Raw genomic sequence first — 380 nt, 5'->3', positions numbered from 1 at the left:
CCAGTACCTTTAACTAAGCTATAGGTGAAGGTGTTACTATCTGGGTCGGTGCTGCTGAATGTGCCGATGGCGGTGTTGGCTGCCACATTTTCATCGACATTTGTTTTACTTAATGCCAAATTTGTAGGTGCTTCATTAACATCATTGATGTTGATAGTTAATGGTTTTTCAAAAGTTAGTCCCCCAGCATCTTTAGTTTCTACACGGATGTTGTAGCTGGATTTTGTTTTAAAATTGGGGGAAGTATTAATTTGCAGGCTATTGCCATTAATTGTGAAGGCATTATTATCAGTATCGCCAGTACCTTTAACTAAGCTATAGGTGAAGGTGTTACTATCTGGGTCGGTGCTGCTGAATGTGCCGATGGCGGTGTTGGCTGC

At 41.6% G+C, this 380-nt stretch carries 1 protein-coding gene; it reads right to left on the bottom strand.

Features of this window, described 5'->3' with window-relative positions:
- Positions 1-380 (bottom strand): hypothetical protein (locus V7K32_RS16940; RefSeq protein WP_334994996.1); only part of this gene is annotated, 380 nt, incomplete at both ends.

Source organism: Nostoc sp., from assembly GCF_036917635.1.
Taxonomy (GTDB): Bacteria; Cyanobacteriota; Cyanobacteriia; order Cyanobacteriales; family Nostocaceae; genus Nostoc.
Note: the sequence above shows the minus strand (reverse complement) of the source record. Positions and strands in the feature narration are given on the sequence as shown.